Below are 15,964 nucleotides of genomic sequence, written 5' to 3' on the forward strand. Positions count from 1 at the left end.
ACCACCTCTTATATTTTTTAGTGCACTAAACCCGATGGTTTTACTTGGAATAAGAATAAGCCTTTTCTGACTTTTTGGTCAAGTTTTGATAAAAGTGTTATCACTCATTGGCTGGATGTGTCTTTATACCGTTATCTATAGGTTCGGACTATAGTTTTGATACCATCTCACGAATACACCTAGCAACCAGTTTAACGGCGTTTTCATTTCTTTCTGATGGGCGGTCAGTAAAATTTAACCGCATGCAGTTTCTATATTTACCTGATGCAGAAAACAGAACGCCTGGAGCAATACTGACACCTTGTGTCATTGTGAGTTCGTTTAAAGTACTTGTATCTATTTCATCAGGGAGTTCGACCCACAGTAAGAAGCCTCCTTGGGGGTAGCTGATCTTTGTGCCCTGTGGGAAGTACTTTTCAATCCAGCCAATCATGACATCTCTGCTTTGATGGTATTGTGCTCGCATTTTCCTGATGTGACGCTCATAGCCTCCTTGTGCAATGAATTCGGCAATGCCGAGCTGTGGTAATGTTGGGGTACTGGCAGTGACAACATACTTCATATGCATAACTTGGTTGCCATAACGTCCAGGTGCCACCCAGCCAATTCTTAAGCCTGGAGCGAGTGTTTTGGAAAAGGAAGAGCAGAGTAAAACGCGCCCTTCAGTATCGAAGGATTTAATGCTAGGTGGTCTTGGGGATATATAAGACAGGTCACCATAAATATCATCTTCAATAATAGGGATGTCATAGCGGGCTGTTAACTCTAATAAGCGCTTTTTATGCGCTATAGGCATGGTATAACCCAAAGGATTATTGCAAGTGGGGGTTATTTGAATGGCCTTAATAGGCCACTGTTCAAGGGCAAGCTCTAGCGCTTCAATACTAATACCTGTTTCAGGGTGTGTAGGGATTTCTAGTGCTTTTAATCCATGAGCTTTGATGGCTTGCATTGATCCATAGAAGCTCGGTGAATCAACAGCCACTATATCGCCTAGCTCTGTTATGGCCCTCAAACTTGTTGATAAAGCTTCCTGGCAACCCGCGGTAGTAATGATGTCATCTGGGTGTAGTCGACAACCAGAATCTACCATTAAGCGTGCTATTTGTAAGCGTAAGCTGCGGGCTCCTCTAAGGTCTTCATATGAGAGCATGCTGCCTTGGGCATTTTTGTTAAGATCTGACATGATGCGGGTAAGGGGTTTTAGCGTTGGAGCGCTAAGGTCAGGTATCGCGCGACTTAGCTGTACTAAATTTGGTGTGGTGCTTGCGGACAGTAAGTTTAATACCTCTTCCCATTGTGAAACGTCAACGGGCTTTTGTGTCGGGCGTGATATATCAGGAAGCTGTTGTGGGGCTTTTTGTCTATTCATAACATAAAAGCCTGATTTTGGGCGCGACTCTGCCCAGCCTTGATCTTCTAATAAACGATAGGCTTCTTGTGCGGTAGATATGCTTACTTCATGAGCCAGACTGAGAGCACGAATAGAGGGAAGCTTTTCTCCCGCTTGATAAAACGATTGCTCTATGCGTTCGGAAATGGTCTGAGCAACTTTTTCATAAAGCTTCATATTGGCAAACCTTCGTTATTATTTAGGCCATGATGCATGGGTGAAAAGCAGACATGACAGATCGATTTGAAATAACCAATACAGATATCTGTATTGGTTATCTGTACTTGTTTAAAATATTTATCACTGAATCTGTAATGGTTGTAGTTTACGGCATAAGATATTCATCAGCAACTACGAGAGGATACTGTGATGATTATCATTGAAATGTTTAGACGGCTTTTGCTGAGGTTGAATGAATTACTGCAGCGTCAGCGCTCACGCCGTGAGTTGGTAACGCTAGACGAACGTGCGTTAAAAGATATTGGCGTAAGCCGTAAAGATGCTTTTTTAGAAGGGAGTAAGTCTTTCTGGAGCAGGTAGTGGCTTTTCACGGGTATTGCTAGCAATTTTATAGCCATAGTAGATGTATGCACTGGGAAAGGGGACAAAAAATGAAAGGCTTAAAATACTATACGTTGGATGTTTTTACTGAGCGTCCCTTTAGTGGGAACCCTCTAGCTGTTTTCACAGATGCTGGTGGTTTGTCAGATGAGCAGATGCAGAATATTGCTTGTGAGTTAAATCTGTCAGAGACTGTCTTTATTACCGGTAAAACTGACTTGAATCGTTGGACAATTCGTATCTTTATGCCTCAGGGCGAAATTCCTTTTGCGGGTCATCCTACCGTTGGAACAGCAATTTTACTGAAGCAGTTAGGTTGGTTAGAAAGGGTTAATGGTGCATATGAATTATTACTCGATGAAAAGGTAGGGCCTGTTCCGGTAAAGTATTCCACAAACGCTAATGGTGCTGTTTCGGCGCGGTTTGCAACTGCTGTTCTATCTGAAATGAGTAGTAGTTGTTTATCTGTTGGTGACGCTGCCCGCATGCTTGGGCTAGATGTAGAGCACATCAAATTGTTTCCTTATGTTGCCAGTTGTGGGGTGCCTTATCAGATCATTGAACTCGATAGTGTTTCAGCTGTATCTCAAGCCATCTTGGATATGTCTGTGTGGACTGAATTACTCTTGAGTAATGAGGCACCTGACGTATGCATTTTTAGCTACAGTAATGAAAGTGCTGATATTCGTATGCGTATGTTTGCCCCCATCGCTGGTATTGCTGAAGATCCTGCAACTGGCAGTGCTGCTGCTGCACTCGTAGGTAGTTTGGCTTTAAGCAGTGAGTTAAAAAATGATGCCGGTTGGATGATTGAGCAGGGTATTGAAATGGGGCGCCCTAGCTTGATAGGTACACATGTTAATGCAAACTCTAATGGAGTGAACCGGATCGAGGTATTTGGTAGTGCTGTTTTAATGTCTGAGGGTGTGTTTTATAACTAGAATAGGGTTGGGATAGTTTCAGTATTATTAGTAGGTTTAAATAAGTGACCTTTTAGTAAAAGCTGGCTATGCTGTTATTAATAGACTTCAAATTCTAAAAATAACAGGAAGGAGGTCGGCTATGTTGGAAGCATTTCGTCATATTCGTTTACAGGAGATTGCAGAAGTAACGCACCTCCTTTCCCCGGAGCAAGTCCAAGCGCCTATTAGTCTGAATAGCTCTGCTGTTGATGTCATGACTGATTTTCAACGTGTCGAACCTGTCACTATTTCACAAGAAACTCAAATAGATGAAGCGCTTGAGTGGATGAAAAACCAGCATGTTAGGCTGCTTTTCGCAACAGCAGAAAGCAACAGCATCAGCGGAGTAGTGACCGCGCGCGATATTATGGGTAGCCGAGTAATGTCTTATATGCAGACACATGGCTTATCAAGGGAGTTCGTGTTGGTTAAGCATGTTATGGCTGCAAGAGCTCAATTGCAGGCGCTAACTCATGAGCAGCTAATACATTCCAAAATTGGCGATGTTATGTTGACCCTAAAAGACTCAGGGGAACAACACATATTGGTGATTGATGAGGGCTTGGCGCAGGTGAAGCGTATTCGCGGTATTATCTCTGCCAGTGATGTATCGAGAAAACTAAAAATTGGTTTTGAAATCATGTATGAGGCTAAGTCATTTGCTGAGATTGAGAGAGTAGTTACGCATGGTGGAGGAATTTGATGTCTACTATTGCTATCACTCATATTTAATTTATACTCGCGCAAAATGCTGATTGTTCATCTGATAATGAGAGCAGTCAATGTCAGATTTTAGCCCGTAATGGTGACCCATTATGGGCTGTTTTCGTATTAAGTCTGAAAACCGATAGTGAGGTGACGTAAGCAGTGAAACATCCAGAACATTTAGCTCCAGAAAACTGGAATAAAATCAAAGCCTTTTCTGACAAAAAGGAAACCCCATTTATAGTTGTTGATCTAAATACGGTACGTGAAAAGTATTTAGAATTAGTGCAAGGGTTTGATTATGCCAGTGTTTATTATGCTGTTAAGGCTAATCCTGCTGAAGAAGTGATCAGTTTGTTGGGGGAGCTAGGTTCTAACTTTGATATAGCCTCTGTTTTTGAGCTAGACCGTGTTCTGAAGTGTAATGTTTTACCTAGTCGTTGCAGTTATGGCAATACCATTAAAAAGCGCAAAGATATTACCTACTTTTATGAAAAAGGGGTGAGACTTTTTGCTACAGACTCAGAAGCAGATCTTCGTAATATTGCCGAATGTGCTCCTGGTTCTCGTGTTTATATTCGAATACTAACTGAAGGCGCTGAAGGCGCAGACTGGCCATTATCACGCAAATTTGGTTGTAGCCCTGAAATGGCGATAGAGCTTGCTGCGTTGGCACAAGAGTTAGGCCTAGACCCTTATGGGGTGTCTTTTCACGTAGGCTCGCAGCAACGTGAAATTGATACTTGGGATGGCGCTATAGCAAAAGTTAAAGTTGTGTTTGAGCGACTGTATAGTGAACATGGCATTGCGCTAAAAATGATCAACATGGGAGGGGGGTTCCCCGCGCAATACATACAAAAAACGAATGAATTTAGTACGTATGTAGAAGAAATTACACGATTTTTAACCGAAGACTTTCCTGATCTTATACCGGAAGTGATTTTGGAGCCCGGTCGATCGCTAGTGGGTGACTCGGGTGTCATTGTTTCAGAGATAGTGCTGATTTCAAGAAAATCTCAAACAGCACTAGAGCGTTGGGTTTATGCTGATGTAGGCAAGTTTAATGGCCTCATTGAAACTCTTGATGAATGTATAAAGTATCCCATCTATACCGAGCGCAACGGAGAAGAAGAAGCAGTGGTCTTGGCTGGACCGACGTGTGACAGTATGGATATTATGTACGAAAACCATAAATATGAATTACCACTTTCGTTGGAAATTGGTGATCGAATGTATTGGATGGCAACAGGAGCTTATACCAGCAGCTATTGCTCTGTGGAGTTCAACGGCTTCCCTCCTTTAAAGACGTATTTCATTTAACCTGTCAAAAACAGCAACTATAGGGAGGATATTCCTTTAGTTGCTGTTATTCATAAAATAGAATCATAGAGTTCTCACACTAAAGTCTCCTCATACTGACGATGAGTGGTATAATTCAGCTTATAGTAAGGCAAAGCCATTTTTTGTGGATTCTAATAATAATTAAAAAAGAGTGATTGATGAGTACGGGTTCGTCTGAGCATTTACATGTGTCATTAAATGGCATTTGGGTTATGAGTGGTTTCTTTGATATCAGACATGACCAATTTAGCATCATAGACCGCAGCGCGGGTCTGTTTCTCGGAAATGCATTATCTGTCTGGGAGAGGGGGGCTTTTCTTTCGGTGATGATGAGCCCTGATGATACGTTGTCTTGGCAAAAAGCAATTTCTCAATGGCAAGCTTTATTTACATTCCCTAGCGATCTTGTCTTGCGCTTATTGGATACATCAGGCCATTATCAAGAAGTGTCTGTATCAGTTGATCGCTCGCTAAATAATCAGAAAGAACAATCATATGATGTAAACCAATTGCCTTTGCGATTCTCTTTGTTATCCGCTGAAGCTGAGCAATGCCACATAGAGTTTTTGCCAAAAACTAATAGCGAATATGGAATAGGCCTAGTGGCAGATTATGCTACTCAAGGTTCTGTCATAGAAGCGTTGCAGCAAGAGCACCAAAGGGCAAACCACTATCTAGATATTGCGGGAGTCATTATGGTGACGCTCGATCTAGATGGTCATGTGACATTGCTTAACCGGTTTGCATGTGAACTGTTGGATATTAAGCAAGAAGATGCAATTGGTTTAAATTGGTTTGATCATTTCTTACCAATAAACGGTAGAGGTATTGCTCAATCTGCTTATAACCGCTTAATGAGTTGCGAGAAAATTCCGAATCAGCAAGTTGAAAAACCCGTAATTACAAAGAGCGGAAATGAACGGCTAATTCTCTGGTATAACCGCGTTTTAGAAGATGCCAAAGGTGTTAGAGTCGGGATTCTCTCTTCAGGAACGGATATTACCGAGCAGCGACTATCTGAACAAACATTGCGGATAGAGAAAAGGCGCTTGCGTACTCTCATTGACTCGATTCCTGATTTGATTTTCTTTAAAGATAGCAATGCCGCTTACGTAGGCTGTAATAAAGCTTTCGAAGTCTTTAGTGATGTTGCCGAAGAGGTAATTATTGGCCAAACAGATGCTGATTTGTTTGATAGTACGACGGCGAATGGGTTTCAATTTTTTGATAAAGAAATGTTACAAAATCAAACGCCTCTTCGACATGATGAGTGGGTTACATATCCAGATGGTCGTAGGGTGTTATTGGATACGTTACGCATTCCATTAAACCTTCCTGATATAGGGCAAGGAGTGTTAGGCGTTAGCCGAGACATCACAGAGCACACATTGATGAGTGGGCAATTATCGCTTGTAAATGCGATGGTAGATCACAGTTTAGACTCGCTTATTTGTTCTTCTCCGGAAGAAAATTTTAGAATTATTTATGCAAACTCGGCAGCGATTAAACATTTCGGTGTGAGTGCCACTGAGCTTTATCAAACTCATATATCTGATTGGGATCCGTCTTTTACTCAAAGTAGGCTACAAAAAAGATGGAAGAAGGTACTCGAAAAAACTCTTGCAGTTAAGACGACTCATTTACTGCGAAGCGGTGAAGAAGTCCCTATAGAAGTGTCGTCTAGTCCGTTTGTTCATCATGATAAAACTTATATGATTACGGTTTTCAAAGATATTCGTGATCGATTGAACTATGAGAATGCAGTCAAAACAGCTGAGGATCGATCTCGATTGTTACTAGAACACAGTAATGAGGGGATTTTTGGGTTAGATGTAGATGGCATTACGACATTTATAAACCCTGCTGCAGCCATGATGCTTGGGTATGATTCTGAAGAACTTGTTGGTAAAGATAACCACAGCTTAATATCTCACTCTAGTGCTGACGGTAAGCCGATAGAGAAAGAAAACTGCTATATGTTGATGTCAATTCGTAATGGTGAAAGTTATAGAATTGAATCAGATGTATTGTGGCGAAAGGATAACAAATCATTTCCTGTCGAGTACTGGAGTTCCCCTATTTATCAGAATGAGGAGGTTGTGGGTGCTGTTGTTACGTTTCATGATATATCTCATCGAAAAGCAGTTGAGGAGCAAATTAAGTATTTAGCATTTCATGATTCGCTGACGGGGCTCCCTAACCGACGACTGTTTCTTGATCGTTTTGAGCATGAATTGTTGTTAGGGCGAAGAAATAAGCAGACGTGTGCTTTATTAATGTTGGACTTAGATCATTTTAAAGAGATAAACGATACTCTGGGCCATCCCGCAGGTGATCAATTATTGATAGAGGTCGCAAACCGGATTAAAGGTGTGCTTAGGGCGTGCGATACGTTTGCACGTTTTGGGGGAGATGAGTTTACTATCTTGCAGAGTAATATGCATGATCCTTCAGATGTTGCCATTTTAGCTGAAAAAGTAATTGGTTGTTTTGACGCCACTTTTGATGTGGCTGGCAACAAGCTCAAAACTAATACGAGTGTTGGTATTGTTGTGTGCGATTATGATATTTCAGTTGATGAGTTGATTTCTCGTGCCGATGTTGCGTTGTATCGCGCTAAAGAGCAGGGGCGTGGTCGGTTTGTTTTTTATCAGGCAGAAATGACTGAGCGTGTTCAAAAAGAAGCAGAACTGGCACATATGCTCAGTAGTGCACGGTTTTTACAACAATTGTATATGGTGTATCAACCCCAGTTTGATTGTGAGAGTGGCTTACTAGTTGGTTTTGAAGCTCTCTTAAGGTGGGAGCATCCAGAGCAAGGTTTGATATCACCATTAACGTTCATTCCTGTTGCCGAAAAGCGTGGGATGATTGATGATATTGGCATTTGGGTGGCTCAGCATGTTTGTCTAGAAGTTGGGCGTTGGCTTGAAAGCGGATTAACATTTGGAACCGTATCCTTTAATATTTCACCTGTTCAGTTAAGTAACGAGTCGGGCGTTGAGTGCCTCCTTTCTTTACTGAAATCTTCAGGCATTCCATTGCACCATTTTGAGGTTGAAATCACCGAATCAGCGTGTATGGATGCTTCAAGTAAAACGCTTGAGTTGTTAGAGAGTTATGTTGGTCAAGGTCTGAAGATAGCGATTGATGACTTTGGAACCGGTTACTCTTCTATGGTGACATTACGGAAATTGAGTGCATGTCGCTTGAAAATTGACCGCAGCTTTGTTCGTGATATGTTGCATGATGCAAATGATGAGATGATTGTAAAAGCAACAATAGCCTTAGCGCAATCGCTAGGATTAGAGGTTGTAGCAGAAGGTGTTGAGTCTGAAGAGCAGTTAGCCGTATTGAAAGAGCAGGGCTGTGATTATGCTCAAGGCTTCCTTTTAGGGTTTCCGATGAAAAGTGCCGATACTGTTAGCTTCTTACGTCTGTTAGGTAGTAGAACCGCTCAGACAGTATCATCTGATAAATACAGCCAAGAATACGTGTGAGTTGAGTATCAACCCACAACATCTAATGTCCTTGCTTTGAATTTAGCGCCGCGATCTTCAGCAAGCTTTTTGCAAGCAAGGATATCTACTCCTTCTAAACCATCTATTGCCGTGGCTGTTACATCTGGAATCGCATGGGCTGCTAGCTCAAGAAAAGCAAGAACAGCGAAATGGCTGTTTTTCAAACTTGGAGCACAATGTTGTTTATAGACTTCTTCATTTTGAGCATTTAATGAGATAGACATAGCATCAATACAACTAGCCAGTAGCGGTACAACATCTTTTTTATGAAAAAGATTAGCTAATCCATCCGTATTTAATCGGGTTTTTCCTCCTTTCGTTTTTACTTCCGTTGCTACCGCTATTAGGGCTTTTAAGCGTAAAGTTGGTTCGCCAAAACCGCAAAATACTACTTCTTGATAGCGTGTAGGGTCGCCAATTTGGTCGATTATGAGTTGTTGGTCGGGGCGTTGTGACAAAGTGAGATTGTAATCATGCACTTCTTTACTGTCGTTATGTTTTGGACAAAAGTGACAAGCTAGGGTGCAGCGGTCGGTTAAATTAACATAAAGCCGATCTTCTATTGTATAAACGAGTATGTCGGGCTGTAAGTGGCACGCTCTTCTGGCAGGATTTGGTCTTGTTGTCATGTCTTGGGCTCTCCTCTACAAACCGGACACTGTAGACCTATGCTGGGTTCAGGTAATTGATAGACATCAAGAAGAGTTCAGGTGCTCAATTGTGAATAGTACCAAGCTAAAATTTGCTTTTCAGGAGCCGGTTTGCATATAAAATAACCTTGGGCATGCTCGCAATTGAGCTGGGTTATGGCGTCTAATGTTTCCTTGTTTTCGACACCTTCAGCAACAACGGTTAAGCCAAAGCTATGAGCGAGGCCGATAGTGGAATGAACGATGGCAGCATCCTGTTTGCTTGATAGCATTCCATCGACAAAACTACGGTCAACCTTCAATGTTTGAATGGGCAGTCGCTTTAAGTAGCTTAGTGATGAATAACCCGTGCCAAAATCATCAATAGAGAGTGCAATCCCTAGTTTGCTTATCTCGCGTGTGACAGATTCTGCTCGTTCTGGGTCACTAATAAAGGCGCTTTCAGTAATTTCAACTTCTAGCCATTTAGCAGCAACATCATACTCTTTTAGTAAGTTTTTTATAATATCGGGTAGTGATTGGTTGATGAGGTTTCTTGCTGATAGGTTAATCGCAATGGGTAAGTAAATCCCAAGTCCTTGCCACTTTTTAAGTTGTTGTATCGCGTGTGTTATCACCCAGAGGCTTAAAGAATGAATGGCGTTACTCATTTCGGCTAAATGTATAAACTCTGAAGGCGGGATCATTCCAAGTACCGGATGTTCCCATCGAATGAGAGCTTCAAAGCCGATGCATTTTTGATTCTTAAGCTCAATTTTAGGTTGGTAGTACAAAATGAGTTGCGCATCACGAATAGCGACTCCTAACTCTGCCATCAGCTGTAAGCGTCGTGGGCTATGGGAGTCTTGCTCTAGGTTATAGATAGATACGCCTGAGGATTGCGACTTTGCATTATACATAGCGATATCTGCACAGCGGAGTAAGTCATGACTGTTGCTCCCGTGTTCAGGGTACAAGGCAATGCCTATGCTCGCTCCCAGTTCTAAAGTAACATCGTCTATTTCAAAAGGTTGTTTAATACTGTCATTGATGAACTCTGCAAGCACATATGCGTGGTTGTGCGAGGTCAGGCCTGAAAGCAAGATGGCAAACTCATCTCCACCCAAGCGAAATGGCAGCGCTTTATATTGAAGTGCTGCGTTATTCAGCTTTATTGCCAGTTTTTGAAGCAATCGATCCCCAATGTGATGCCCTAGAGTGTCATTTACCTCTTTAAAGCGATCTAAATCTAATAGCATTAAAGCTAGGCTTTGATTGTTTTCACTTGCCTTATGTAGCTCTTGTTTGGTCGTAGTGTGCAGTTGTGCTCTATTGGGTAGGCCGGTGAGTGAATCGTGGTGCGCTTGGTATTCAAGTTCTTTCTGTGAGCTTTTTAGATCTTCTTCGGCTTGCTTTCTTTGAGTAATATCATAGGCGATACCCAAGTAGCCGGTTATTTCATTATGATTACTGTGTAGCGCGGTGACGGATAGTAGTACAGGGATTTCTTTTCCACATTTATGAATGTAAGTCCATTCACGCTCTTCTGATCTCATTTCTTTACACAAAGTAATAAAGACGTCAAAACCGGAAATGCTAGGCAGGCCTAATAATTCTGCTAACTCTTTGGAGCGGTCGATAACTTCTGATTCTTTATGAATGAGTGCAGGGCTCTCCTTGCCAATCATTTCTTGGGCAGTGTAGCCAAGCATTTCTTCTGCCGCTTTATTAAAGGTTTGAATAGTGCCGTTAGTATCTGTGGATATAATGCTGTACTTAGCTCCATCAAAAATCGCTTTTTGTAATGAGTTGAGCTCGATAATTTGCTTGGTTGCTATTTTATGAGCGTTAATATCATGGATCGTGCAAATTAGGTGAGGGTGTCCGTTGATTTCAAGTCGGTTAAGTTTATTGTCAGTGTAAAATGGCTTATCGTTTAAACGAAGATGTAACCATTCAAAGCTTTGCTCCTGGCCTTGAAGTGCTTTATTAATATACGCTTTTGATGCTTGGGAAGAGTCTGAGCCGTCTGGTTGATATTTAGGCGATAAGTGGTCGATAGTCCGCCCAATAATATCTGCCTTTGAATTGCCGAATATGTTTACTGCAGTTTGGTTGCAATCCATTATCTGGTTGTTGTGAATGATCAAGACACCGTCGCCACATTGGTCATAGAGAAGGCGATATCGAGTTTCGCTGTCTTTTAAGGCGTAAAAAATTCTTAAGTTTGAGACTAGACCAGAAACAGAAACAGCAAATGTTTGTTCTTCAAAACTCCAAATACGTGCAGAGCCGGTATGTTCAAAACATACAACGCCTTCTGTATGTCCTTCGTGACGAAAAGATGCATCAAGAATTGAGTGGATGTTTAAAGGAATAAGGTAGCTGTCTGCAAACGCTTTAGTTCTAGGGTCTTTTTGAGCATCGTGAGCATCTAAAATTTGATTAGCTTCAATGGCCTCAAAATAAGCAGGGTTCTTTTGAAATAGTAAATGCTGACCCTTGTAGGTTTTTTTTTGAAGTTTATCGTAAAGAATTTGACACTCAAGATATTGATTGTTAACCATATACCATACGCTCGTGCGATTCACATTTAATGCAATGGCGCATCGTATAGTTATGATTTTTAAGGCTGATTCTAGGTCGGTATTCCAAAGAAGTCGGTTCTGCATAAGCTCAACAATTGTATTGTGAGTCTTGGTGCTTTCTTGAAGGTGAAGTTCACTTGCTTCAGGTGTATGCATCAGCAAACTCCGTTAGGCAAAGGCTTTTACAAATATATCTTGATCGTAAAAATTGAACCATCGAAGAATCTTTGCAAAGCAATTTATGAATTAATATTCAATATCAGTAAAGTTGAATAATGCTTTATGTGCAAGATTTAGTGTGCTTATTTGCTTAATAAGCGATGAGGAATGGTCTGTTCTAGACTCATGTTTGAGGAAAGGGTGTTGATATAAAAAAGCCGCTGAAAACAACGGCTTTTTAAAGAACTTAGATATTAATCATTATCTTTTTTAGGTGCCTTTTCTTGAGATTCTGCATAACGCTTTACCCAAAAGTCTGCATCTTTGATGCCTAATTTTTCCGGGTTGAAAGTGTATACTTTTACACCAGCTTTACGTTGTGCTTCGTAATCTCTTAGCGCTTTTATCGCTGGTTTTGAGATGAAGAATATGATCAAAATACCAACAATGTTCAACCACGCCATTAAGCCAACGCCTACATCGCCAAGACCCCATGCAAGGTTGGCAGTTTTAACTGTTCCGTAGAAAGTGGCAGCGAGCAATACAAACTTCAATAGAAAATCAAAACCAGGCAACTTAAGTGTACGTTTTAGGTAAGCAAGGTTAGTTTCTGCAATGTAGTAGTAAGCAAGAATAGTTGTAAACGAGAAGAAGAATAAAGCCAGTGCGATAAATGGCTTACCTACGCCAGGTAGTACCTGCTCAACGGCAGTTTGTGTGTATGCAGGGCTGTTAGCGGCAATGTCTGCTGCTAAGTTCTGAACCAAGAATACGCCTTCGCCAACGCCGTGTACGTTATAAGCGCCTGTGATAAGAATCATAAATGCGGTAGCAGAACAAACAAATAAGGTGTCAATATAAACAGAAAACGCTTGTACCAACCCTTGTTGAGCAGGGTGATCAACTTCAGCTGCAGCTGCAGCATGAGGGCCAGTACCTTGTCCTGCTTCGTTAGAGTAAACACCACGTTTTACACCCCAACCAATTGCGGCGCCCATGCCGGCCATCGGAGTGAATGCATCAGCAAAGATCATGCTGATAACATCAGGTAATTGCTCAATATTCAGTGCAATAACAGAGCAAGCAATTACGATGTAAGCCAGCGCCATGAATGGAACAACAATTTGAGTGAAATTAGCAATACGTTTCACACCGCCGAAGATAATGAAGCTAAGAACCAATACGATACTGATCGCTGCTATGATTTTAGTAAGGCTTAGGTCACCCATCGATGTGCTAACCAAACCGCCTGAACCAAACGCAAGCTCTGCTGCATTACCAATACCATTAGACTGTACGCCCGGAAGCATTACGCCGCAGGCTAAGATAGTGGCAATGGCAAAAATCCATGCAAACCATTTTTGGCCCATTGCTTTTTCGAAATAGAATGCTGGACCACCACGGTACTGGCCTTCGTGTTCTTCTTTATAAATCTGACCTAAAGCAGACTCAGTATAAGCCGTTGCCGCGCCAAGAAAAGCAACAACCCACATCCAGAAAACTGCACCAGGACCACCAAAACCAATGGCAGCTGCAACACCAGCGATATTACCGGTACCAACACGGCCTGAAAGAGACACCGCTAAGGCTTGAAAAGAAGAAATTCCTTTGTCTGAGCTGCTGCCAGAAAATAGTAGTCTCCACATTTCTCCGAACATGCGTACTTGAACAAAGCGAGTAAGAATTGAGTAGAATAAGCCTGCACCAAGGCACAAATAGATAAGAGCAGGGCTCCAGATGATTCCGTTTAAAGAATCGATAATTGATTGCATATACACTAGTCTCCAGGGGTTTTTTCGTTTTTTTAGTTATTAGAATTATCGGCTGGAATTTTATAGAGTTATGCCCGATAATTTTTTCTGTTATGTATTTGATACCAGACGAAAGTATGGGTTTTTTTGGGGATTTCGAGATATTTTACTATTCGGGGCAGAGCTGTCTCTGCCCCTAGAGGCCTAGCGTAGATATTCTTTGCTGATGCGCTTGAAAGTTTCTGTTCCTGATTTTTGCATCCACTCAAAAGCGACCATCTCACGAGTCACAATATGTATACCACAACTGCGCATTCTTTCTAGCGCGTATAACTTGTCGCTGGGGTTGCGAGAAGATACACAATCGGCCACAACATAAACTTCTAGTCCTTGTTGTTTTAGTTGAATCGCTGTTTGCATCACACAGACATGCGATTCCATTCCAATAATAACCATCTGCTCTAGGTTGCTATCGTGAACTTTTTTATGGCAAGTCGGTTCAGACATACAGGAAAAATGTGTTTTTTCCATGTACTGATCCTTTGGTAGAATTTCTTTTAATTCATCTATTGTGCGGCCGATACCCTGAGGGTACTGTTCTGATGTCATGATGGTGATATTAAGAATATTGGCGATCTCTATTAACCATTTGCTATTTTGGATCAGCATTTCTTTTTCATGAATGGCGGGAGCTAACTTTTCTTGGATATCGACCACTAATAAGCAGGACTTTTGAGGATGAATCAGCATGCTTTTCTCCTTATTGATTGATATCAGGATAATCCTCTAACGGCTGCTTTGCCAAGCGTCTTCTATACTTCAGGTGGTATAGGCTTGATGATGAATAGGTAACTCAATAAAGCCAGCGCACCCATCAAGGCAATGCTGGCAGACATAATCGTAGGGGTGCCAGTATGGCTGTGGCCTACGACTAGACCAACCACCGCAGCAATTGCTGATTGAGTGAAACCTAGTAGTGCCGATGCTGTGCCTGCCATTTTTGGAAATGGCCCCATCGCTCCTGCCATTGCTTGTGGCATAACCATGCCGACGGCCACCATAAAAAATACCTGACAACCAATAACCCAGTATAGGTAGTGAGCTTCTAGTAAGGAGGCTGCAAACATTAAGCCTCCAGAGAGTGATGCCAGTGATGTACCAATAACGAGCATTTTGTTAATGCCAAAACGAGAACCTAATCTTTGACTTAATTGAGCCCCAGTCATGTAGCCGAGTACTATGGCAGTAAAATAAAATCCATAGTTGGCTTCAGGTACACCGAAAAAGTCAATTAATACAAACGATGAGCCTGAGAGAAATGAAAACAAACCGGAGAATGTAAAGCTACAGCACAGCGTGTAGCCGAGAAAGACACGGCTGCGGAGCAGTTGACCGTAGTTTCTTAAAATAGTCAAAGGATGAAGGCTGTTTACATTTTCAGGCTGTAGCGACTCTTGAATTTTGAACATGATAATAAATGTAACAATAGCGCCATAAACACCTAAAAATATAAAAATGGCACTCCAGTTAAAAGCTAAAAGCATATAACCACCAATGATCGGCGCCACAGCCGGTGCAAGCGCCATAATGGTGCCCATCATTGAGAGGACTCGAGCTGACTGCGTAGGGCCGTAGATATCTCTAATCATCGTGCGCCCTAACACGGGTCCACCACAAGCGCCAAGCGCTTGCAAAAAGCGAAATAGAATCAACTCTTCTATGGTAGTGGCTGTTGCACAGCCAAAAGATGCCGCTGTAAAGAGTACTAAACCTGCTAGAAGAATAGATTTGCGTCCGAAGCGATCAGCTAAGGGGCCATAAAGAAGTTGCGCAACCGCAAATCCTGCAAAGAATATCGATAAAGTAACCTGTACCTGATCAATGGATGCATTCAGTTCAGTCGTTAAGCGAGGTAACGAAGGTAAGTACATGTCTGTTGAAAGGGGGCCCAAAGCAACAATTGATGCAAGAACAAGTATGGTTGCCAGAGAGGTGGGTAAAAACATCAAGATTCCTTTCGCAAATGTAAGGGCTGACTTTACCGAATATTAGATATTTAAAACAGGCTGTAATTTGGCAAAAGATTATTGCGGAAATAGAAAAAGGCGGATTAGATCCGCCATAAATATCGTGCTATCAAACAGACTAAAGTGGTAATTCAGTAAACATAAGCGCAAATATTTCTTGCCAATAAACTGAAGTAAATAAGGTTATAGTAAACTCGCAAGGGATACAATATTTATAACTAATGGCGCGCTTTATGTATCATAAACTTTGGTGTATGGTTCTTCTATAATTTATACAAAAACAGCTCCCTACACCGAACAACGACAGAGAATCCTCATGAGCCACGC

11 protein-coding genes are annotated in these 15,964 nt (G+C 41.7%); 5 read left to right on the plus strand and 6 right to left on the minus strand.

Annotation, left to right across the window (positions count from 1 at the left end; all coding sequences use genetic code 11):
* Positions 1 to 148: 148 nt before the first annotated feature.
* Positions 149 to 1,570: a PLP-dependent aminotransferase family protein gene (locus QZZ55_RS16690; protein ID WP_293268560.1), complete on the minus strand. Its 1,422-nt coding sequence runs from the start codon at positions 1,568 to 1,570 to the stop codon at positions 149 to 151.
* Between the two features lie 192 nt (positions 1,571 to 1,762).
* Here QZZ55_RS16690 and QZZ55_RS16695 point away from each other — a divergent pair, with 192 nt between their 5' ends.
* The 5 genes from QZZ55_RS16695 to QZZ55_RS16715 all read left to right on the plus strand — a co-directional run bounded on the left by QZZ55_RS16695 (position 1,763) and on the right by QZZ55_RS16715 (position 8,462).
* The gene (locus QZZ55_RS16695; protein ID WP_293268561.1) at positions 1,763 to 1,933 is read left to right on the plus strand and encodes a DUF1127 domain-containing protein; all 171 of its coding nucleotides are present in this window, start codon (positions 1,763 to 1,765) and stop codon (positions 1,931 to 1,933) included.
* Between the two features lie 71 nt (positions 1,934 to 2,004).
* Positions 2,005 to 2,895: a PhzF family phenazine biosynthesis protein gene (locus tag QZZ55_RS16700; protein WP_293268562.1), complete on the plus strand. Its 891-nt coding sequence runs from the start codon at positions 2,005 to 2,007 to the stop codon at positions 2,893 to 2,895.
* A 121-nt stretch (positions 2,896 to 3,016) separates the two neighbouring features.
* Complete coding sequence (locus QZZ55_RS16705; protein WP_293268563.1) at positions 3,017 to 3,619, plus strand: CBS domain-containing protein; 603 nt, start codon at positions 3,017 to 3,019, stop codon at positions 3,617 to 3,619.
* 164 nt (positions 3,620 to 3,783) lie between these two features.
* Complete coding sequence (locus QZZ55_RS16710) at positions 3,784 to 4,941, plus strand: type III PLP-dependent enzyme (protein WP_293268564.1); 1,158 nt, start codon at positions 3,784 to 3,786, stop codon at positions 4,939 to 4,941.
* 179 nt (positions 4,942 to 5,120) lie between these two features.
* Positions 5,121 to 8,462 carry an EAL domain-containing protein gene (locus QZZ55_RS16715; protein ID WP_293268565.1) on the plus strand — a complete coding sequence of 1,114 codons (3,342 nt, stop codon included), beginning with the start codon at positions 5,121 to 5,123 and terminating at the stop codon, positions 8,460 to 8,462.
* 8 nt (positions 8,463 to 8,470) lie between these two features.
* Here the strand turns inward: QZZ55_RS16715 and QZZ55_RS16720 are convergent, their stop codons facing one another.
* The 5 genes from QZZ55_RS16720 to QZZ55_RS16740 form a co-directional block, all read right to left on the minus strand.
* Positions 8,471 to 9,112 (minus strand): TatD family nuclease-associated radical SAM protein, encoded by a 642-nt coding sequence (locus QZZ55_RS16720; RefSeq protein ID WP_293268566.1) that lies wholly within the window; start codon positions 9,110 to 9,112, stop codon positions 8,471 to 8,473.
* A gap of 77 nt (positions 9,113 to 9,189) precedes the next feature.
* Positions 9,190 to 11,856, minus strand: coding sequence for an EAL domain-containing protein (locus tag QZZ55_RS16725; protein WP_293268567.1), 2,667 nt, complete (start codon positions 11,854 to 11,856; stop codon positions 9,190 to 9,192).
* A gap of 257 nt (positions 11,857 to 12,113) precedes the next feature.
* Positions 12,114 to 13,631 (minus strand): alanine/glycine:cation symporter family protein, encoded by a 1,518-nt coding sequence (locus QZZ55_RS16730; protein ID WP_293268568.1) that lies wholly within the window; start codon positions 13,629 to 13,631, stop codon positions 12,114 to 12,116.
* Positions 13,632 to 13,814: 183 nt separating this feature from the next.
* On the minus strand, positions 13,815 to 14,360 hold the full coding sequence (locus tag QZZ55_RS16735; protein WP_293268569.1) for a hydrolase: 546 nt from the start codon (positions 14,358 to 14,360) through the stop codon (positions 13,815 to 13,817).
* 62 nt (positions 14,361 to 14,422) lie between these two features.
* Complete coding sequence (locus tag QZZ55_RS16740) at positions 14,423 to 15,616, minus strand: Bcr/CflA family multidrug efflux MFS transporter (RefSeq protein ID WP_293268570.1); 1,194 nt, start codon at positions 15,614 to 15,616, stop codon at positions 14,423 to 14,425.
* Between the last annotated feature and the right edge of the window lie 348 nt (positions 15,617 to 15,964).

The organism is Neptunomonas sp. (assembly GCF_016744175.1).
In the GTDB taxonomy this organism is placed as follows: Bacteria; Pseudomonadota; Gammaproteobacteria; order Pseudomonadales; family Balneatricaceae; genus Neptunomonas.